16 protein-coding genes and 1 pseudogene are annotated in these 20868 nt (G+C 26.5%); 8 read left to right on the top strand and 9 right to left on the bottom strand.

Features of this window, described 5'->3' with window-relative positions:
- Positions 1 to 7: 7 nt before the first annotated feature.
- The 3 genes from tva(A) to T324_RS0112405 all read right to left on the bottom strand — a co-directional run bounded on the left by tva(A) (position 8) and on the right by T324_RS0112405 (position 3886).
- On the bottom strand, positions 8 to 1513 hold the full coding sequence (gene tva(A), locus T324_RS0112415; RefSeq protein ID WP_028330547.1) for an ABC-F type ribosomal protection protein Tva(A): 1506 nt from the start codon (positions 1511 to 1513) through the stop codon (positions 8 to 10).
- A gap of 179 nt (positions 1514 to 1692) precedes the next feature.
- Entirely contained in the window at positions 1693 to 2496 is an 804-nt protein-coding gene (hdhA, locus tag T324_RS0112410; RefSeq protein ID WP_028330546.1) for a 7alpha-hydroxysteroid dehydrogenase, read from the bottom strand.
- A 70-nt stretch (positions 2497 to 2566) separates the two neighbouring features.
- Entirely contained in the window at positions 2567 to 3886 is a 1320-nt protein-coding gene (locus T324_RS0112405; RefSeq protein WP_028330545.1) for an MATE family efflux transporter, read from the bottom strand.
- A 308-nt stretch (positions 3887 to 4194) separates the two neighbouring features.
- Here T324_RS0112405 and T324_RS0112400 point away from each other — a divergent pair, with 308 nt between their 5' ends.
- From T324_RS0112400 to T324_RS0112390, 3 genes are all read left to right on the top strand, one after another.
- Positions 4195 to 4944 carry a hypothetical protein gene (locus tag T324_RS0112400; protein WP_028330544.1) on the top strand — a complete coding sequence of 250 codons (750 nt, stop codon included), beginning with the start codon at positions 4195 to 4197 and terminating at the stop codon, positions 4942 to 4944.
- 78 nt (positions 4945 to 5022) lie between these two features.
- Positions 5023 to 5511, top strand: a complete 489-nt coding sequence (locus T324_RS0112395; RefSeq protein ID WP_425387438.1) for a BatD family protein — start codon at positions 5023 to 5025, stop codon at positions 5509 to 5511.
- 36 nt (positions 5512 to 5547) lie between these two features.
- A complete protein-coding gene (locus T324_RS0112390) occupies positions 5548 to 6543 on the top strand; it encodes an AAA family ATPase (RefSeq protein WP_028330542.1) in 996 nt (331 codons plus the stop codon).
- Positions 6544 to 6608: 65 nt separating this feature from the next.
- On the opposite strand, the gene T324_RS0112385 is transcribed toward T324_RS0112390, so the two are convergent.
- Positions 6609 to 6986: a Spy/CpxP family protein refolding chaperone gene (locus T324_RS0112385; RefSeq protein WP_245580710.1), complete on the bottom strand. Its 378-nt coding sequence runs from the start codon at positions 6984 to 6986 to the stop codon at positions 6609 to 6611.
- Between the two features lie 329 nt (positions 6987 to 7315).
- On the opposite strand from T324_RS0112385, the pseudogene T324_RS17360 reads away from it, so the two are divergent.
- Positions 7316 to 8925: pseudogene (locus T324_RS17360) on the top strand (peptide ABC transporter substrate-binding protein).
- 66 nt (positions 8926 to 8991) lie between these two features.
- Here the strand turns inward: T324_RS17360 and T324_RS0112375 are convergent.
- Positions 8992 to 10392, bottom strand: coding sequence for a DUF4132 domain-containing protein (locus T324_RS0112375; protein ID WP_084548663.1), 1401 nt, complete (start codon positions 10390 to 10392; stop codon positions 8992 to 8994).
- Between the two features lie 313 nt (positions 10393 to 10705).
- Here T324_RS0112375 and T324_RS0112370 point away from each other — a divergent pair, with 313 nt between their 5' ends.
- From T324_RS0112370 to T324_RS0112355, 4 genes are all read left to right on the top strand, one after another.
- A complete protein-coding gene (locus tag T324_RS0112370; RefSeq protein ID WP_028330539.1) occupies positions 10706 to 11242 on the top strand; it encodes a GrpB family protein in 537 nt (178 codons plus the stop codon).
- Positions 11243 to 11250: 8 nt separating this feature from the next.
- Positions 11251 to 11652 (top strand): hypothetical protein, encoded by a 402-nt coding sequence (locus T324_RS17355; RefSeq protein WP_038375264.1) that lies wholly within the window; start codon positions 11251 to 11253, stop codon positions 11650 to 11652.
- Between the two features lie 247 nt (positions 11653 to 11899).
- Entirely contained in the window at positions 11900 to 12562 is a 663-nt protein-coding gene (locus tag T324_RS0112360; protein WP_028330538.1) for a hypothetical protein, read from the top strand.
- A gap of 89 nt (positions 12563 to 12651) precedes the next feature.
- On the top strand, positions 12652 to 14358 hold the full coding sequence (locus T324_RS0112355) for a vWA domain-containing protein (RefSeq protein ID WP_028330537.1): 1707 nt from the start codon (positions 12652 to 12654) through the stop codon (positions 14356 to 14358).
- A gap of 661 nt (positions 14359 to 15019) precedes the next feature.
- Here the strand turns inward: T324_RS0112355 and polA are convergent.
- The 4 genes from polA to T324_RS0112335 all read right to left on the bottom strand — a co-directional run bounded on the left by polA (position 15020) and on the right by T324_RS0112335 (position 20822).
- A complete protein-coding gene (gene polA / locus T324_RS0112350) occupies positions 15020 to 17782 on the bottom strand; it encodes a DNA polymerase I (RefSeq protein WP_028330536.1) in 2763 nt (920 codons plus the stop codon).
- A 50-nt stretch (positions 17783 to 17832) separates the two neighbouring features.
- Positions 17833 to 19365 carry a TonB-dependent receptor domain-containing protein gene (locus T324_RS0112345; RefSeq protein ID WP_245580709.1) on the bottom strand — a complete coding sequence of 511 codons (1533 nt, stop codon included), beginning with the start codon at positions 19363 to 19365 and terminating at the stop codon, positions 17833 to 17835.
- Between the two features lie 202 nt (positions 19366 to 19567).
- On the bottom strand, positions 19568 to 20251 hold the full coding sequence (locus T324_RS0112340) for an outer membrane beta-barrel protein (protein WP_028330534.1): 684 nt from the start codon (positions 20249 to 20251) through the stop codon (positions 19568 to 19570).
- 130 nt (positions 20252 to 20381) lie between these two features.
- Entirely contained in the window at positions 20382 to 20822 is a 441-nt protein-coding gene (locus T324_RS0112335) for a DUF2752 domain-containing protein (protein ID WP_028330533.1), read from the bottom strand.
- Between the last annotated feature and the right edge of the window lie 46 nt (positions 20823 to 20868).

The following is a 20868-nucleotide window of genomic DNA, read 5'->3' as shown; positions in this document are numbered from 1 at the left end:
AGGCTTTTTATTTTTCTATATTTAGAATTCTGTATTCTCTGTTTATACTCCATTTGACATTAACTATATTTTTTAAAAAATTTTTGTTATGGCTTACAACTAATAAAGCACAATTAAAAGAACATAAAGCCTCTTTTAAACGCTCTATAGAATCTATATCAAGATGATTTGTAGGCTCATCTAATATTATAATATAAGGTTTTTTTATAACTGCCATACCAAGCATTATTTTACGTATTTCCCCAGGACTATGATTAGCTGAATTAATTACAGATTTAGCATTGCTTCCAAGCCTATTAACGAAACTCATTAAAAAACCTAATGATTCATTATCCAATGATTTTATATTATTAAAGGTATTATTCCAACTTTCTCTATTTATATCCTGAGGAATATATATAATTTTTTCTTTGTTTATAGAATTATTATGCATTGTCTCTATAATATAATTTAATAAAGTAGTTTTGCCTGATCCGTTTGCTCCTTCAATGCCTATTCTGCTGTCTTTTTTTATTATAAGTTCAGGATGCTTTAAAACTATATTATTTATTTTTGTTTCTCCTGCCTCTAAATAAAATAAGAATTTGCCTTTATACTTCTCTCCAATAAACTCCATATTCATAACTTCTTTTTTCTTTATATAAAGAGATTCTCTTTCTGTTACACTTTTATTGTATAAACTTTTAGACTGCTTAGCTTTAGTTGCAAGTCTTGAATCTTTACCTGTAAGTCTTGCAGCATCAATTTTTCCTTTAGCATCATAATCTTTTTTATCTATATGCCTTTTACTTCCGCATTTGCTTTTTTTGGCATCAGATTCATTTTGCAGTTTTTTATATCTATTTTCTAATAGTTTGGATTTCTTTATGCTTTCTTTATATAAACTGAAATTATAATCTTCTTCATCTTTTTCGTACTCTCTGCATTGTGTGTAATTACCTACTCTTACTTTGCATTTACCATTTCTTATAAATATGCATTTACTTACTAATTCATCTAAAAAATCAATATCATGACTGATAATTATAACAATACAATCAAGTCTTTTTATAACATTGATTAGTATATCTTTGCATTCTATATCAATATGATTAGTAGGTTCATCTAATACCAATATATCAGGATTAGAATATAATGCAGAAGCTATTTGAAGTCTTTTTCTCTCTCCGAAACTAAGAGTATCAAACCTATATAAATAACTATAGTCTATTTTAAATATAGAAGTTAAATATCCTGAATATGAATCATCATCATAAAATAAATTTTCTGCATTATCAGGCAAGTTGGTACATTCCTGATTGCAGTAAGCAGTTATAATATTTTTATTTGAATATTCTATGCTTCCTGAATTAGGCTTCAATATTCCTGTTATAAGTTTAGCTAGCGTAGTTTTACCGCATCCATTTTCACCTACTATTGCAGTGCATGAATTATATATATGAAAAGAAACATCATTTAATATATTATCAGAGCTATCATAAGAAAAAGAAACTTTATTGAATTTTATAAACATATATTAACCTCTTAAAAAATAATTAATTTAGTGAGAAACACTTTTTTGATTTTTGGTTAATATAGCTTATTACATAACTGTATTATATTTCTCTTATAAAAAATGTCAATAAAAAAGACATACTAAAAACAGCATGCCTTTTTTACTTCTTAAAATAAAAAATAATTATTTAAAATTAATTAACCTTTCTTTCCGCCCATATCCATATACTGACTGTACATAGGTGAAGGAAGTCCGAAACCTCCTGCTACAGGCATAGTTTCACCTGTTACAAATGATGAGTAATCGCTTGCAAAGAATAATACGGCATTAGCAATATCTTCAGGAGATGCCGGTCTGTTTAACGGTACATTTTTCAAAAATAATTTTAAAAATTCTTCTGACATATTTTCCATTGCCGCATCAGTTGCAACGAATCCTGGAAGTACGGCATTGCATCTTATATTTTGTCTTGCATATTGAACAGCAATATTTTTTGTAAGGAAGTTTATTGATGATTTTGATATACCATAAGCAAGTCTTGACATATCAGGATAAATTCCGCCTACAGATGATATATTGATTATGCTTCCGCCTCCTGTTTTAATCATACTTTTAACAGCAGCTTTTGAAGGAAGATAAACACTTTTTAAATTCTCATTGACTATTTTAAAGAATGCATCAGTATCGCCATTAACTAAATCAAAATCTTTATTGGTATCGGTAGTACCGAAATTATTTACAAGTATATCGATTTTATTTTCTTTTTTTACAACATCTTCCACCATAGAAGTAAATGTTTCTTCTTTAGTAGCATCAAAATATACAACATCAGCATCGCCTCCGTTTTTTATTATTTCATTTGCTACTTCTTTTCCTGCATCAAGTCTTCTAACAGCTAAATAAACTTTCGCACCATTTTCTGCAAGTTTCTTTGAGCATGCTAAACCTATGCCTCTTGTCGCTGAAGTTACTAATGCTATTTTTTTATCTAAAAGTTTCATTATCATATATCTCCTTTATATTTTTATTTAATTATATTAAATTTAATAATTATTTCTATAATTAATATAACTATTTTGAATATATAGTTCTGTATTTAATAAAAAACACCATAACAATAATAAAAGTTAAAACTTCTGTAATAGGCATAACATACCATATACTGTCTTTAACAAATATTAAAGGCATTATAAATATTAAAATACCGCTTATTATAAGTCCTCTTAATACAGCAATTATAAAAGAAGATGATGGCTTCATTATCGCTTGAAAATAGTATGTTGCAAATATATTGAAAGGCAGTATTAAAAATGATATAAAGTAAGCTCTCATAATATTCTTTGATATCGATAATGCCTCTTCTGAGGGCTTCATAAATGCTTTCATTAAAAAGTCTGTATTAAAATATGTAAATAATGTATATACTATACTAAGAACTAAAGCTGAAAATATACTGTATTTTACAGCCGATTTTATTCTATCCATTTTTCCTGCCCCTAGATTAGTAGATATTATAGGCTGAGCAGCTTGTCCTATTGCATAAGCTGATGATTGAACTAATATATTAATATTAATTATTACAGAATAAACAGCTAAAGCAGAAGTACCGAAATACTTCATTATTTGTCTATTAAACATTAAAGCTAATATTCCCATTGCTATATCTATAAAAAATGTAGAAAAACCAATAGATACAATATTTTTTGATAATGAAAATAATTTGTTAACCTTTTGAAATTTCAAAGTATTTTTTTTACTAAATAAATGCGATATCAATATAGAAGCAGTAATAATTTGTCCTATAGCAGTTGCAAGTCCAGCACCAAATATACCCATGTCGCATACAAATACAAAGAAATAGTCACCGAATACATTGAAAACTCCTCCTGCCATAACTCCTAAAGTGGCTTTCATAGGTGCATTATCATTTCTAAGGAATGCGGCAAAAAACTGACTGAAAGCAAATAAAGGAAGAATAATTTTTATAGGAAGAAAATATCTTTTAGCTAAATTTAATAAAACTTCATCAGCACCAAAAAAATAAAGTATATTATCTTCAAATATTAATGATAATATCCAAATTATAAATATAACTATAGATAAAGTGATAAATGAAGCTGTAAAGAAAGTATTTGATTTATCATATTCTCCGGAACCTTTTGCCTTACTGAAAAGTACAGAACCTCCTATACCAAAAAGAAGTCCTATGCCATATATAACATTCCATATAGGAGCAAACACAGCCAAAGCAGCAGCCCCATTATCTCCTTCGTATTGTCCCACCATAGCAACATCAACTATAGAATAAATAGCAGCTATCAAAGCACTTCCAAAACTAGCGGATAAATATTTAAAAAATATCTTTTTCACGTCTGTTTTAAGCATATCCATAAATAATACTCCAATATTAAAAGTTTAAAAACAAAAAAGGCTGGATAAGAAATCTAATAATTAGACATCTTATCCAACCTTTGGTATTTTTATTTCCAATAAGTCCTCCGATGAACTTGGCTTGTATTATATCATATACTATTTATAAGTCAAATTTTGGACTAAAATTGTTTAAATTATGAAAATCTATTCAATAATTCAATTATTTATAATTTGAAATCAATATTTATTTATTGATATTTTTTAGATAATATATTATATTAGTATACATATTATTATATTATTATACATGTAGAAGATGTAATACTATGAAAAAGATTGTTTTTACATTTATTTTTATGTTGCTGCTATCAGCATTTCTTTATTCTTTTCCGTATAAAATGTATACAGGAATGACAGGAGCTTTGCGTCTTGGCGGTACTCTTTACGTTAATAATGATAGGATAGGTGTTAAAGGAAAATATACTTTATCAAGTCCTATTATGATAAATTTTGGTATACTTAGAAATTTTGATATATTTGCAAGGGTTTTACCTATAACATATATTCCAGAACTTGGTGTCGGAGTGGAAGGTCAGCCTCAATTTTCTATAATGCCTAGATTCCAGTTTTTTAATGGTTTTATAGGTGCTGTAGAAGTTCTTTTTCCAGGATCGTCCAAACAGAAATTCGGGCTTAATCCTCAGCTTCATTATTTGGTAGGATTTGGTGACTTTTTTACCATATTTTTAAATTTTGAAGTTCCAATGTATTTTAATGATCCGCGCGGAGTAGTTGAGTCTGTTAGATTGAAAACTGCATTTGGTGTATATCCAGGTGCTTTATTTGGATTTTCTCTTGCCGGCATATATTTAGAGTATCATATAGGGTATGATTTTTATAATAATGCATTTCTTTATTTAAATCATTTAGGTTTGGGAGCATATTTAGTATTGAACAGCGATGCTAGTCTTTCTCTTAACTTTACTCCTTATTTAGAGCAATTAGCAAGCGGATTCTATTTTGGTATAGGTGCTTATTTATCATATACTTTTGACTTTAATAGATTTATAAGATAAGTTTTTGTTATTGACTTTTTTTGAGTTTTTATATAATCTACATTGATGATTAAATGTTATATTTTTTTAATAATAATGATGACAAATGTACTATATCCTATAGTAATAGTTGAAGAGAAAGTAAATAAAAAGAGTATATATGAATGGCAGACTATAGAATATTCTCTTTCATTTACTGGTGATGCGGGTAAATTCAAAGTTGGAGGTTTAAATGAAAATGCTATCAGTGATTTCGAGGTTGTCAATAAAAAAATAGAAAGCGAAACTATACATAAAGACAATGAAATTTCTACTATGAATTATAAAATAACATATACATTAAAACCAATTACTAAAGGAAAACTTAAGATACCGGAATTAGAAGCTAGATATTATAATATAGAACGCGGAAATAGTTTAGTTCCGGAAGAAGAGATTATAAAAGAGTATGATATAAGAGTTTTCAGTTCTTGGTTTATACTTATTATGATAGGGCAATGGGTTATAATATTGCTTATTGCTTTTTTGATTTATAAATTTATAATAGACCAGCATAAACAAAATAAAAAATCTTTAAAAAACATATAATAAAATAGAAATAATGGAGAAAAAGGAAATTGATACATGGTAGACAGTAATTTAAAAGATTTACAAGTTATTTCAGAAGCGTCAAAAATGGCACTCGATGTTGTTCAGGCTATAAAAAGTGAGATAAAGAAAGTTATAATCGGTCAGGAAAATATGATAGATAAACTTCTTTTAGGTATTATATGTGATGGGCATGTATTATTGGAAGGAGTACCAGGGCTGGCTAAAACATTAACTGTAAAATCATTAGCTAGTACAATAGATGCTACATACAAAAGGATACAGTTTACACCAGATTTACTTCCTGCAGATATAGTAGGAACAGAGATTTATGATATAAAGAATTCTGTATTTGTGCCTAAGCAGGGTCCTATATTTTCTAATATAATACTTGCAGATGAGATAAACCGTTCGCCTGCTAAAGTTCAGTCAGCACTACTTGAGGCTATGGGAGAACATCAGGTTACAATAGGAGATACTACATATCAATTGCCAGATGTATTTTTAGTATTGGCTACACAAAACCCTATAGAACAGGAAGGTACATATCCTCTTCCGGAAGCGCAGGTTGATAGATTTATGCTTAAAGTAATAGTTCAATATCCTACAAAAAGCGAAGAAAAAACTATCATAAAAAACATGTCATCTTCAAAACCAGAAGAATTAAAATCTATAACAACTATAGAAACTATAGAAAAATTAAGAAAATTAGCTAATCAAATACATATAGAAGAAAGACTTATAGATTATATAGTAAATATTATAGATGCTACTAGAAATCCAAAAGAATATAAACTTCAATCAGAGTATATAGAATATGGTGCCTCTCCTAGAGCAGGCATATATTTAACTAAGGCAGCTAAAGCTAATGCCATGATGCAGGGTAGGGGATTTGTTATGCCTGAGGATATAAGAGCTGTTGCTTATGAGATATTAAGACATAGAATAAGCATAAGCTATGAAGCACAAGCTGAAAATGTTAATAGTGATATGATTATAGAAAATTTACTTGCAAATATTAATGTTCCTTGATTTTTTAATGTTAAAAAAAGCCTATATATAATTATATATAGGCTCGGTTTGAAAAGTTAGTAGAATTATTTTGTTTTATATACTTTGTCTATTTCTAAAAAACGTTGTATTCTAATTTTTTGTAATTCGGCAGATGATTGTGTTTTACTATCTATGGCTTTATTTATGATGTTTTGATCTGGTGTTTCTTTAGCCATTTCTAATCTTATAGTTTGAATTTGATTATGAATATCTAATCTTAGATCTTGTATTTTGCTATAATATTTATTTTCTATATCTTGTATTTGAGATATTTGTTCAACGGTTAATTGAACATTAGGAAATCTTTTGCCATAAAATCCTCTTTCGCAATAATCAAATTTCTTTTCGTATCCTCTAGCAAATAATGATATTGAGGATAAAACCATAATAGCTGCAATCAATATTATTTTCTTATTAAACATATTCATAAACCTCCTTAATAAATATGGGATAAAGTTACTTCAAACATATTGTTATAAAGTATCTTAAAATGAACCTCCAAAACATTTTAAGATAACTTAACTATTATCATAAACCTCTAAGTGTTCAAAGTAACTTTATTTATATAATATTAGACGGATTGAATTTAAAAAAGTTCCTGCATTATGAAATTAATTTTTATTTTTATAATTTTTTATTATAAATTTGTTAGAAGTATATAACTTAAAAAGTTTTCAATTAAAAATTTTAGCTTGACAGTGTATATATGAAATATATAATAGCTTTCATAATATTTAAGGAGTATAATAAAATGGATAATAAGTTAAAGACTATTTTTGTATTAATATTTGTATTAATATTATCTATTTCATGTTCATCTTCAAAAACGTCTGATGACAAAAATACAATAAATATAAATTTAGGTCCTCAAGTAAAAACTATGGATCCTAGTTTAAGTTCAACATTAATAGGCTCATATTATATTTCTCATGCATTTGAAGGATTAACTAGAACTGATAAGTCTGGAAATATAGTAGGGGGAGTTGCAGAGAGTTGGGAAGAGTTTGATAATGGTACTAGATATGTATTTCATTTAAGAACTAATGCTAAATGGAATGATGGTCAAATAGTTACAGCTAATGATTTTGTTTATACATGGAGAAGAGTTGTTGATCCTGTAACTGTAAGCGATTATAATTATTTAATGTCTCCTGTAAAAAATGCTGATAAAATTATGGCTGGAGAATTAACTCCTGATAATTTAGGTGTTAAGGCTATAGATGATTATACACTTGAAGTTATGCTTGAACGTCCTACTGCATATTTCTTGGATTTAACAACATTCTCAGTATTCTTTCCAGTAAGAAAAGAGATTATAGAACAATATGGAGATCAGTGGAGTTTGGATGCAAAAACATATATAGGAAACGGACCTTATACAACTATTGAAGTAAGTGCTGATGATAAAATAGTAATGGTAAAAAACACTAATTATTGGAACAGCGATTCTATTATAGCTGAGAAATTAAACTTTATTATAATGCAAAATGAAACAGCATCTGTTGCAGGAATTAAAGAAGGTTCTATAGATTTTTCTAAAATACTTCCTACACAGGATATTCCTACTTTACAGGATGAGGGTTTACTTCAGATAAAACCTTCATTGGCTTCTTTCTTTTATTGTTTAAGTACAACTAATGAAGTGTTAAAAGATGTTAGAATTCGTAAGGCTTTAGCTTTGGCTATTGATAGAGAATATATAGTAAAACAAATAACAAAAGGCGGAGAAAAACCTGCAAGTGCATTTGTACCTTATGGAGTAAAAGATGCAAGCGGTGATTTCAGAGAAAATGGCGGAGAATATTTTGATGCAAGCAGTCAAAGTTATAAACAAAATGTAGAAGAAGCTAAAAAATTAATGGCTGAGGCAGGATATCCAAACGGCGAGGGTTTTCCTGTATTTGAATTCAATTCTGACCCTGGAATAAATGTTGCTATTTTTGAAGCTGTTCAGCAGATGTGGAAAGAGAATTTAGGTATAGATACAAAAATAGTTCAAGAGGAACTAGCAGTATTTTTAAGCAGAAGATTTTCAAGAGATTTCACAATAGCAAGAGGCGGATGGTTTGCTGATTTTAACGACCCTATAAACTTCTTAGAATTGTTTGCTAGTTATTCTCCTTATAACTTCTCATCTTTTGTAATGCACAATATGATGGGTATATAAAAACAGCTTTAAATACATCAGATCAAGCTGTAAGAATGGAGGCTATGCATAAGGCTGAGGCTATATTGATAGAGAATTTTGCTATAATACCTATGTATTTCTATTCTGAGCCTTTATTGGTTTCACCTAAATTAAAAGATGTTATGTATGATCCTCTATCAGTACATAAATTCTATTATTCATATAAAGAATAAAATATTTTTATAAAATGAAATAAAAAGAGGGATTAACTTTCCCTCTTTTTTTATTGGTATGATTTTTTATTTTAAATAATTAGATAATATTAAATAAGCCCCATACTCAAATCTATTATCAGAATTTTTAAAATTAATTTTTATGTTGGTTTCTTCATTGTTTGCAGAACCATAATACAAATTTGATACAGAAATATATATTAAAGCATTATTATATGAATCATGTATAAAGTATCCTTCAATATATCCTCCGTCTCCTTCTTCCTTTTCCATTCCTAGTTTTTGTACTGTATTTTTTATATTTCCTACAGTCACTTTTTTGGGAATTTTTGAAATTAATTCTTCTTTTGTATATTCTGATAATTGATTGAAAGGCTGTATTATATCATAATCTGAAAGCTGGGTTTTCCATTTTTCTATTAATTCTTTATCAATTTCTACAGGACTTACCAAACTTATTAAAGAATTATCATCTATTTTTATTTCCTCATCATCTATATTATTGAATGAACCGTCTTCCATGTATCTGAATGTATTTAATAAATTATTGTTTTCATCATATATTCCCCAAATAAGTTTAACAGCAAATGCTTTCATAAGAGGATTTTCAAAAAATATTTCTTTCCATTCTGCAAGCGTCCATTTTCTAGCATCCATAAATACTAATAGCAGACGTTCTGTTTGTGTTTTTAACACTTTGTTTATTTCACTTTTAATTTTTGATAATTCTTTTTTTGCTTCTTCTGGAAAATCTTTTGGGAATGTTTTGAATTCTTTATTTTTTAACTCATCAAATATTGATATGCTGAAATCTGAATTCAATGTTATCTTAAATTTTTTATCATCGCTTTCTACAATTCTAATACCGTCTTTATTAAAATTAAAATCAGGTATAATCTTGTCAGCAAATGCCTCTTTACTTATTTTTAGTTTTTTAGTTATATTGTATAAAATCTCTGAACATGTATTTCTTACACTGCTTTGCTTGAATTTTCTCGATGCTTCATATACCAATCCTAAACCTTTCTTTGTTCCACTTAAAGCAATAGCTTCAAGCATAAAGCATGAGAGTTTAGCCCTGCTGCTTCCTATTTCTTTTGCCTTTTGATATAGTTTATCAAGCTGATTATTATTTGCAAATATGCAGTACGGATAGAGTATTGATTTAGTTTTATTATCTTCATTCCAATTATTATATACATTTTCCATAGCCTCACTTAAACTTTTATTATCTAAAGAGCATCCTATTAAATCGGAATTTCTAAGTCTGTAAGGCTCTTTTATATCTAAATATTCTCCTAAAATATATCTTATAACTTTGCTTGAAACTACTGTGTTTTTATCTTTTGTAAACACATTTGATATAATAGAATCATCTATAAATGAAGTAGTTTTATCAAATTTTTTATTATAGTTTTTTTCTACTAAATTATTTATTTCTTCCAATGTTAATATATTATTATCCATTTATAGTCCTAAAATATTATTATTTATTTTCATTATAATTAACATCAAATTTTTTGTCTATACCTAACCACCTTCTGTACATTATAGAAATATTAGCAACTTTTTGTAGGCGGACTTCTCAAATACAGTTCTTTTGCTTCTTACTGCAGGTGAGCTTCACCTATACTAATACCGAAAGTTACCTTGCCTACGGCATGCAGAGCGTCAGTAAAAGAACTTTGGGTGTGGAGGTAAAGCCACCACAAACAACTAACTTTTGGAAAACTTAAAAATTTTCAGTATATATAATAATTTTATTATTTGGAGTTTGTGAATGAGAATAATTGAAATTGTTGATTATGATCCTAATTGGAAGAATTTATATATAGAGGAAGAATCAAAAATAAAAAATATTATTAATGATATACTCATAAGCATTCATCATATAGGAAGCACATCAATAGAAAATTTAAAAGCAAAACCTATTATAGATATATTGGCTGTAGTTGATGATATAAATAAAGTTGATTGTTATAATAATGATTTTGCTAATATTGGTTATAAATTTATGGGAGAAAATGGAATAGCAAAGAGAAGATTTTTTATGAAGGATTATATTGACAATAATGGTACCCAAAAAAGATTTTCTCATATACATATATTTGATATTAATAATAAATTTGATATTGAAAGACATTTAGCTTTTAGAGATTTTTTAAGGGCAAATAAAGATATTGCAGAGGAATATGCTAAAATAAAATTGGAAGCTTTAAAAAATTGTAATAATGATATTGAATTATATTGCGATTATAAAGATAAATTTATAAAAGATACTGAACAAACAGCATTAGAATTTTATAGAAAGAATTGATAAATATTATGAGATATTGTTTTATTAAATTTTTTATTAATGACAGAGAATCTTTTTCAAGAATGAAAGATTTATTTTTATATATTAAATCTCTTAAAGATGAAGAATTGCAAATACCAGAACTTTATAATGATAATAATATTTTAAATTTTTATACAGATAAAGAGATTGATATTTTTTCATCTGATGATAGATGGGATTATGAAGATATTTTTGATTGTATAGGTAATGGAGAATATTATTTTAAAGAAATAAAAGAAATAGAAAATGGTACAGCGTTTTTATATTTTAATCCCATTAGTTATCCTTATGGCGGAGTTGAGCCTATAATAGAGTTTTTATTGTCTTTTTCAATGAGAATTATATCTTTTGATAATGGATATATGCCTGAATATCATTACATAAATTAAAATAATTTTAGTATGTATTTTGACTATTTTAAAGTGATTTTCATAAAAATATAAATTTAAAATAATTTTATTAAAACAATAATTTATTTGATAACAACTTAAAATATTTTAATAATTAATCAAAAAAATAAAAATCTAAAAATATTTTTTTTTTAAAATTTAAAAAATATGCATCTTTTAATATTTCATTTATTTATATTTTTTGTTATAATTATTTATTGATAATAAAAAATTTTGGGAAATAAATATGGTAAAAAAAATCGCAGTAATTTCTATTATGATAATATCTTTAATATCATGCAGCAGCAAATCAGAATCAAATAATAAAAAAGATGAAATAGAAGAAAAATCAGCAGTAGAAGGCTCTTGGAATATAAATACTCAGCAAATTAATTCTATGGATGATAATATAAAAAAAATTTTCCTTGATGCATCAAAAGAATTATTAGGAGTAAAAAGAGAACTAATGCTTTATTTAGGAAATCAAATTGATAATGGAACAAATTATGCTTTTATTTGCAGAAGTGAAATACTTACTCCATCTGCACTTCCTTATTATGAAATTATAGTATGCAATGTATCAGATGAAAATAAAGTATCCATATCAAAAATCGAAAAAATTATAGAAAGCAGTCAGAATTCAGCCGGCGGTATAAAATGCACAAGCTATGAAGAAGCTTTAATAAATACTTCTAAGTCAAAAGAGGCAGAAGATATAATAAAAATATTTGATAATGCTGCTAAAAATGTCACAGATGTAAAATATAGTAGAGAGCTATATGTTGCAAGTCAAGTTGTAAAGGGAATTAATTATTATTTTATAGCCAATGACGGTACAAATATAAATTTAGTAACAGTAAATAATTTTATGAACTCTAGTGAAATAATAAAGTCAGAGATAATATTGTAATTAGTGAAAAAAATATTACAGCTCAATTAACATAACAATGCAGATTTATAACATACAAAACCGATAATAATTTGCAGAGGGTATAAACTATGAGAAACATAAGATATAAATATTTGCTTGTTATTTTATCGGTAGTATTAATAACTACTTTAGGAAATTTATATGGTCAAAATAATCTAAATACTTATGCTATACGTATTAATCAAGAGGATATTTTGATAGATAAATTGGCTAATGGTTATCAAATTTACATAAAGAAAAAAGGCAATACTGCCGGATTAAAATTGTATTCAAAACTGCCAAATGGAAATAACTCTTATCTTTATATTAACAATACAGGAAATTCTAATTCCATAGTTAATATAAAAAATGTTGATTTCCATAACAACCTTGGAGAAGTGTTTGAAGTATTCATTCCTGAAACATTATATTTAGACAGCAGAAATAATAATTCTGTTTTTAGATTAAGTGATAATATTAATATAGTATTAGAATCTTATGATGTTAATGGAAACAAATTATTAGATAATGAAATTGTTTTCAGAGTAAATAATAACAGTACTTCAAGACCTACTATAACATTAAGAAATGTTGAAAAAGAAGGTGATTTATATGCATTTTATTTGTATTATTCCGGTGGTGATAACGGAGAATACGCTTTCTATGTAAGAGAAGGAAAAACAAATACAGCATATAAACTAATAAACACTTCTTATGGAAGTACAATAAATGTTGATAACAGTGCTATAATATTAGAAAATACTTATAACAGAGTATTAGGAAAAAAATTATATATTAAAGCATATTTTAAACAGCTTCCAGAAGACAGATATTTATCATTTAATGTATTTAATACAAGAGGAGAAAGTTTTACTTATCCTATAGATTATGTTATAGAAACATCTAATGTGAAGCCGGAAGTTATACCTCCTCAAATGCCTAGCGGAGGAGAAGAAGGACCTGTACCTAGAAGACCTATAGATAAAGTTATAGAAACATCTACAAACACTATTATAGTAAGCAGTGCAGATAATGAAAAAAAAGATGAGCCTGTTATTTTTTCACATAACCCTGTAAAAAATAATGGTAAAAAAGAGATTAAAGAAACAGTAAAATCAAATGATGTTGAAATAAATGAAATAAAAATTACAGAGAATGCTAATAATATAAAAAAAAATAATTTTTATAATGGAGAAGCTATGGATGCTTTGGACAATGCAAGCAAAGCATTTCATACACCTAATAATTATGCTGATGATGAGAATAAACTCCCTGATAATTTAAAAAATATTATTAATAGATACAAAGATTTCGATACTTTAGATTTAGTCATTGTACTAGATACAACAGAAAGCATGCATCCGTATATAAGAAGCATAAAAAAAGAAATCAGAGGAGTAGCAAGACAATTATTCGACAATCATAAAAAAGCTAGAATGGGGTTTATGCTTTACAGAGATGTTAAAGACACCTATTTTACAAAAATGATAGATTTTAGCGATAATATAAATGTTATAAACAGAGAAGTTAATTACTTTTTTGCATCTGGAGGCGGAGATAAAGCAGAACCTATGTATGAAGCTATACAAGAGGCATTAGAAAAGTTTAATTTTATTTATGATAAAAAATTGATAATAGTTATAACTGATGCTCCTGCTAAAGTAATAGGAAGAGCTAATTTAGACTTGAATGCTAAAACTGCCAGAGAGAAAGATGTTACTATAGAATTAGTATTAACTTCTGAGATTGAAGAAGAAGATACGTCAGATGATCATTTATATTTTCTAAATTTTTAATATATCTTTAAAAGCCCTGTACCATTATCGTATATGGGCTTTTCATTATAATATTTTATATCATAGCAGATAAAATAATTAAATTTTATTTTTTCATAATATCTATTTTCATTAATAAATTTTTAAAAGTCTTTTGAACTATATAGAAATTATTTTATTTGTCAATTTGTTTTTTATAATATAAACTAAAAATTTTTAACTTTGTCAATTTTTTATTGTTCTTTTTTCGCCGCACGCCATACCTAAAAGGCACTCCATATGGTCGCAGGCGGACAGCGTCAAAGAACCTATATCCTCAATAAACTCGGATACGCTACGCGAAAGTGCAAGTGTAAAATTAATACTAAATCATACTAATTTTGTTTTATATGTAATAAAAATTATTAACTTTTGTATATTAATAAGTAATCAACCGCACGTATAGTTAGCATTTGATAAGATGAAACTGTACCGTGCGGGAAGGTGCCGCAGCTCGCGGTTGACAAAATATAGTTGTTTAGGTATATATAAACTTGAACACGCTTTACAAAACTGATAATTAATTCAAACTCATATTAATAACATATAAAGAAAATTATAACAATGATTTATTAGTTTTTATTTAAGAAAAAGAGTTTTTATATAAAAATAAAATACTCTTTTTCTTGAAAAAATTCAAATATTAATGAACCTCTCCCCAACTATTTCCTTTATGTATATCAACAGTAATAGGTACATTAGCTTTAACAGAATGCTCCATTATCTCTTTCATTATAGTCATGGCTTTGTCTGCTTCTGCCTCTGAAACTTCCACTACTAATTCGTCATGAACTTGCATAACTATTTTGGCAGTTTTGAAATGATTCTTGAACTCTTTATGTATAGCAATCATAGCAACTTTTATCATGTCGGCTGCACTTCCCTGAATAAGAGTATTTAAAGCCATTCTCTCAGCTTCATTTCTAGCCATAGCGTTGGAGGAGTTTATAGTTTTTGATAAATCTCTTATACGCCCTAACATAGTACGTACATAACCTTTATTTCTTACTTCCTCTACTACTTCCTCGCAGAAAGGCTTTACTCTTGAATAAGTTGAAAAATATCCTTTTATAAAATCCTCAGCTTCTTTTCTTTTTATTCCGAGCTCTTTTGAAAGTCCGAATGCTGTTTTACCGTAAATAATAGAGAAGTTTATTATTTTTGCAATATTTCTCATTGAAGCAGTTACATGCTCTTTACTCACAGAATATATTTTCATTGCTGTTTTTCTGTGAATATCATCATTGTTTTTAAATGCTTCCACTAATACAGGATCATTACTAAAATGTGCTAATAATCTTAATTCTATTTGAGAATAGTCAGCAGCTATTAATAAATTTCCTTTTTCTGCTATAAATGTATTTCTTATATCTCGTCCTTCTTCGCCTCTTACAGGAATATTTTGTAAATTAGGCTCTGATGAAGATAAACGTCCGGTAGCTGTTACAGTTTGATTGAATGATGCATGTATTCTTCCTGTTTTTTCATTTATTAAAGTCGGAAATACATCAAGATAAGTATTTTTTAGTTTTGCATATTTTCTGTATGTAAGCATATACTCAGCAATTTTATACTTTTGTGATAATTCAGTTAAAACTTCCTCATCAGTAGAAAATCCTGTTTTAGTTTTTTTTGTTGGAGGTATTCCCATCTTATCAAACAATATATATTCCAACTGTTTAGGAGACTGTATATTAAATTCCTCTCCAGCTTCAGAATATATTTTTGATTTAGTTTTTTCTAGTAAAATAGAATATTCATCAGATAATGCTTTCATTTTTTCACTGCTTATATATACGCCGTCAAATTCCATATCAGCAAGCACACTTATAAGAGGCATCTCTATATTAAAAAACAATTCTTCAAGATTATATGTTTTTAAAAGAGGGGCAAAGCATTCATAAAATCTGAAAGTTATATCAGCATCTTCGCATGCATATTCAACAACATCTTTTAAAGGAACATCCAATAAAGTTTTTTTAGCATTATCTGTTATATCACTGTATTTGATAGTATTGTATGAAAGATAAGCTATGGCTAAATCATCCATATTATATCTTCCTCTTGTGGGATTTAGCAGATATGCCGCTACCATAGTATCAAAATATAAATTTCCAAAGCTTTTATTTATAGCTCTCATCATCTTATATTCATATTTAAGATTATGACCTATAACCTTTATATCTTCTTTGGACAATGTATCAAATACAAGATTTAAGCATTTTTCTTTATCTATATTTGTTCTTCCGCTTACATCCAAATAAAATGCTTCATTTGATTTTATAGCAAATGAAATTCCTATTATAGTATCTTTAAAAGTATCAAGTCCTGTAGTTTCAAAGTCAATGCATACAAGTTTTTTATTATTGATGTCATTTAAAAGGTTTTTAAGTTCTGTTTCATTTTCTATTAAATAATAACTTGCATTATTGTTTTTAGCACTTAGTATAGGGCTTTCATCTTTTTTATCTTCTACAGCATTATCAGCATTATTTGATATTTTTACTTTTTCTTCTTTTTTGGATGAAGCTCCGTATATATAAGAATTAATCTTATCTCTTATTTGTTTTAATTCAAGTTCATCTAATATTCTATTAACTTCATCAATATTAATTTTATTGCTTGCTATCTCATTGTAATCTAAATTAAAATCTTTTATATCTCTTTCAATAGTAGCAAGTTTATAACTCATATATGCCATATATTTTGATTCTAATAATTTTTCCTGAACTTTTCCTTTTATAGAATCAATATTTTTATATATGCCGTCTAAACTTTCATATTCTTCAAGAAGTTTTAAAGCAGTTTTTTCTCCTACTCCTTTAACCCCCGGTATATTATCAGAAGCATCCCCCATTAGAGCAAGTAAATCTATTATTTGATTTGGATATACGCCTCTTTTTTCTTTTACGGTTTCTCTGTCATATTCCATAAGTTCATTATCTTTATTGCTTGCAACTACTCTTACATCATCATCTACAAGCTGAAGTATATCTTTATCAGGGGAATAAATAATAGTTTTAATATTTTCTTTTTTATTTCTTTCTGCAATAGTGCCTACAATATCATCAGCCTCATAATTATCTAATACAATTCTCGATATTCCCAATGCATCTATAAGTTCATAAAGTATAGGAATCTGACTTCTTAAATCATTAGGCATGCTCTCTCTATTCTCTTTATACTCTTTATATATTTCATTTCTAAAAGTTTTTCTTGAACTATCCAAAGCTATAGCAACATATTCTGCAGGATATGTATTAATAAGCGAGAAATAAGTTCTCATAAAACCATTGATAGATGAAACATTCTGCCCCTTAGAGTTTAAAAGAGGTCTCTTCAAAAAAATAAAATGGTATCTGTAAAGTATACCAAAAGCGTCAATAATAAGAAATGTCTTTTTCATAATATGTCATTATACTATTTTATAAAAATAAGTAAATATAGAATTATAGTTTATCTTAATTTCGCTGATACATTAATAAAATATTCTCTGCTTGATATAGGGTATCCTTTTATATTTTCATATTTTACATCTAATATATTTTTTACTCCAAATTTTAATGATATATCTTTTTTGAAAACAAATGAGCTAATAATATCAAAAGTCGTATATGCTCTATCAAGCTCTGTTTGAGTGGCATTATTATATTCATCTCCTATATACTGAACATTAAAAAGTATACTTGATTCTAAATCTGTTGTTTTACTATATATATATTCTAATGACGTATTAAATTGATGTTTAGGAAGTCCAGGCAAACTATTATTTTGAACGCTTACATTATATAAGTTTTTTCCAACCAAATAAGAATAATTACCTTTTATTTTTATAGTAGAATGTATATTTTTTATAGGTATGCTTAATGTTACACTAGTTCTATTTCCCTGTGTTGTTAAATAAGTGTTATTAGTTACATCTAATAAGTCTTTTTTACTGCTTATGAAATATAATGCTTCTATTGTTATCATACTTATAGGCTTTATGGATAATCCTATATTTCCGCCTTGATATATATTTTGATTTTTTATACTATTAGTATAGCCTTTATTTAATAAAGCAATATCAGTTTGCATATTTACAAAATATTTACCTGTAAGCGTTATTTCTTTTATTGGATTAAGATTAAAATTGACATCTCCGTTTATATATGATCTAAAATCAGCAGATGTACTTTTCTTTCCGCTGAATCCTCTTTCTTCCCCAGATGTATTTAAGTTGAATTTGAGAGAACTGTTATTTTGATTTTTTATATTATATTCCAATAAACTCATTTTTCCAGAAGATTTGCTTTCATTGGTTTGTATCTTTTTATATCCTATAGTTTTTGATGATTCCAATTGAACATCTCTTGATAGATTTAAATATAATACTTCTTCTGATTTAGCATATTGTTTGCTTAAAATGTTGTATACTATTCTTCCTGTTAATATATGATAATTTATATCTATAGAGTCTATATTATTTTTATCATATAAAAACAAATATATTTTTTTCTTTTCATTATTTAGTATTTCTCCATTTAATATAAATGTAGATTGGGAATATACTGTTTTATTTTTTATATCTATATTGGCATATTCTTTTATTAGTTCAGCAATATTTTTTGATTTTGACTCTTTTATGTCTTTTTTCCTTATAATTATCATACTGTCAACTAATAATTGTTTTTTCTTATGCATCACTTGTACATCTGTATTATCTTCATTTAATATATTTTCTATAATATCTACATCATCATATATTTCATAATCATTAGTGTATTCTTTGTTTGTATCAATATTTATGACATTAGTATAATCTTTGTTTACATATAGATATACGGTGTTTGTATTATTTCTATTAGTATTAATATATAGGTTATTAGTATTATTTTCTTCATTAGTATTAATATAGATATTATTAGTATTTTCGTTAGTGTTAATTTCTTCAGAAAGAAGTGAAGAATATGCAGATAACAATATAAATAATACTAATAAAAATCTCATATTTTATCTTCCTATTTCAACACTTGGCATAATTAACTAAAAACTCCCATTGCATATTATAACATTAATGTCGTTTTTTTCATTCATTAACGTAAAAAAATGTACATAAATTAAACCATACCAATATAAATATATAAAAATAATTTATGTTGTATTAAAGATAAAATTATAAAATGTATTATTTGTGTGATTAATACTTGTTTTACGGTTTTGGACCGAATCTGAATCCTATTTGCAAACCTACATCAAAGCTGCTAAATCCGATAGTATTCATATATTCATTTTTACCTTTTAATCCAAAATCATATAAGAAATATGCTCCTATCTCTAATGCCAGAATATCTGTAAAAAATACATAATAATCTATGCTAGCTTTTACATACCAAGAAAAAGCAGATGCGAAATAATTTTTCATACTAGATTGATTTATAACATGATTATTTACTATTGAATTATTATTTTTTATTAGATAATTAACTTGGAGTGGAAATTTCATTCCTCCTCCTATACCTATAGAATACTGTTTTATATTGAATTTTGATAATATACCCAATTGTATATTATGTGTTAAACATGAAACTAATTCTGTAATATCATTTTCTTTTTTGTATATAGAGAATGAGTCATAAGAATATCCTACTTCTGCTAATGTGCTTATAGCAAAATTGTCAACTATTGAAAACATATATCCTGTTTGAAAAAGTACAGCAGCATCTAAATTAGGGGCCATATGATATCCTAAACTTTTTATATGTTCGTTTGGATATGATAATGTTATCCCAAAAGGAACATTTAAAATGGCTTCAAAACCACTTTTAGCAAATACAATGTTAAATGATATTATAAAAACTATTATATATAGTTTTACTTTATTAAAAATCATCATAAGATATCCAACCAATTTAGTAAATAAAAATAAATAAGCAATAATTTATGTAAAATATAGTGTCAAAGTATTATATATAATATCAAAAAAAAATCAATAATTTAATATTATAAAATTTATGCTTAATAGTTTATTTTATGTTTTGCATTATTCTAATAAATAGGTATAAATTACTGTCATAGTTGTACGTGAAAGGCTCCGTATGTGGAAAAAGCATTATAAATCTTATTATATATACTGCTATAAATATTATTAATACAGTAATTGTAATAAAATTATTGTTGTATATGTAATTTGCTATTTTTGATTTATTTCTTAGCATTACAACCAAAAAAATTATACTTGGAAGCACGAATAGCGGATGATAATAAAAAGCTTTTTCAAAATTTAATTTTAAAACTTCTATATGTGCTCTAGTCATTCCGCAGCTTGGACATGGAAATCCAGTATTATTTCTTATAATACATAAATCATCTATTGGTATATTATAAACTGCTTTATGATTTTTATTATCATAGTTTATAAATAGGACCAATAATGCTATTAATATAATTTTTATGATTTTAAACATTAATTTATAATATATTTAAAATACATTTATTCAATAGCTTTATATA

Origin of the sequence: Brachyspira alvinipulli ATCC 51933, assembly GCF_000518245.1 — a bacterium.
GTDB classification, from domain to species: domain Bacteria; phylum Spirochaetota; class Brachyspiria; order Brachyspirales; family Brachyspiraceae; genus Brachyspira; species Brachyspira alvinipulli.
Note: the sequence above shows the minus strand (reverse complement) of the source record. Positions and strands in the feature narration are given on the sequence as shown.

Excerpts from the sequence above, each read along its gene's own strand:
- hdhA (WP_028330546.1), bottom strand. The coding sequence starts at position 2,496 with ATGAAACTTTTAGATAAAAAAATAGCATTAGTAACTTCAGCGACAAGA.
- T324_RS0112405 (WP_028330545.1), bottom strand. The coding sequence starts at position 3,886 with ATGGATATGCTTAAAACAGACGTGAAAAAGATATTTTTTAAATATTTA.
- T324_RS0112400 (WP_028330544.1), top strand. The coding sequence starts at position 4,195 with ATGAAAAAGATTGTTTTTACATTTATTTTTATGTTGCTGCTATCAGCA.
- T324_RS0112395 (WP_425387438.1), top strand. The coding sequence starts at position 5,023 with ATGACAAATGTACTATATCCTATAGTAATAGTTGAAGAGAAAGTAAAT.
- T324_RS0112390 (WP_028330542.1), top strand. The coding sequence starts at position 5,548 with ATGGTAGACAGTAATTTAAAAGATTTACAAGTTATTTCAGAAGCGTCA.
- T324_RS0112385 (WP_245580710.1), bottom strand. The coding sequence starts at position 6,986 with ATGTTTAATAAGAAAATAATATTGATTGCAGCTATTATGGTTTTATCC.
- T324_RS0112375 (WP_084548663.1), bottom strand. The coding sequence starts at position 10,392 with ATGGATAATAATATATTAACATTGGAAGAAATAAATAATTTAGTAGAA.
- T324_RS0112370 (WP_028330539.1), top strand. The coding sequence starts at position 10,706 with ATGAGAATAATTGAAATTGTTGATTATGATCCTAATTGGAAGAATTTA.
- T324_RS17355 (WP_038375264.1), top strand. The coding sequence starts at position 11,251 with ATGAGATATTGTTTTATTAAATTTTTTATTAATGACAGAGAATCTTTT.
- T324_RS0112360 (WP_028330538.1), top strand. The coding sequence starts at position 11,900 with ATGGTAAAAAAAATCGCAGTAATTTCTATTATGATAATATCTTTAATA.
- T324_RS0112355 (WP_028330537.1), top strand. The coding sequence starts at position 12,652 with ATGAGAAACATAAGATATAAATATTTGCTTGTTATTTTATCGGTAGTA.
- polA (WP_028330536.1), bottom strand. The coding sequence starts at position 17,782 with ATGAAAAAGACATTTCTTATTATTGACGCTTTTGGTATACTTTACAGA.
- T324_RS0112345 (WP_245580709.1), bottom strand. The coding sequence starts at position 19,365 with ATGAGATTTTTATTAGTATTATTTATATTGTTATCTGCATATTCTTCA.
- T324_RS0112340 (WP_028330534.1), bottom strand. The coding sequence starts at position 20,251 with ATGATGATTTTTAATAAAGTAAAACTATATATAATAGTTTTTATAATA.
- T324_RS0112335 (WP_028330533.1), bottom strand. The coding sequence starts at position 20,822 with ATGTTTAAAATCATAAAAATTATATTAATAGCATTATTGGTCCTATTT.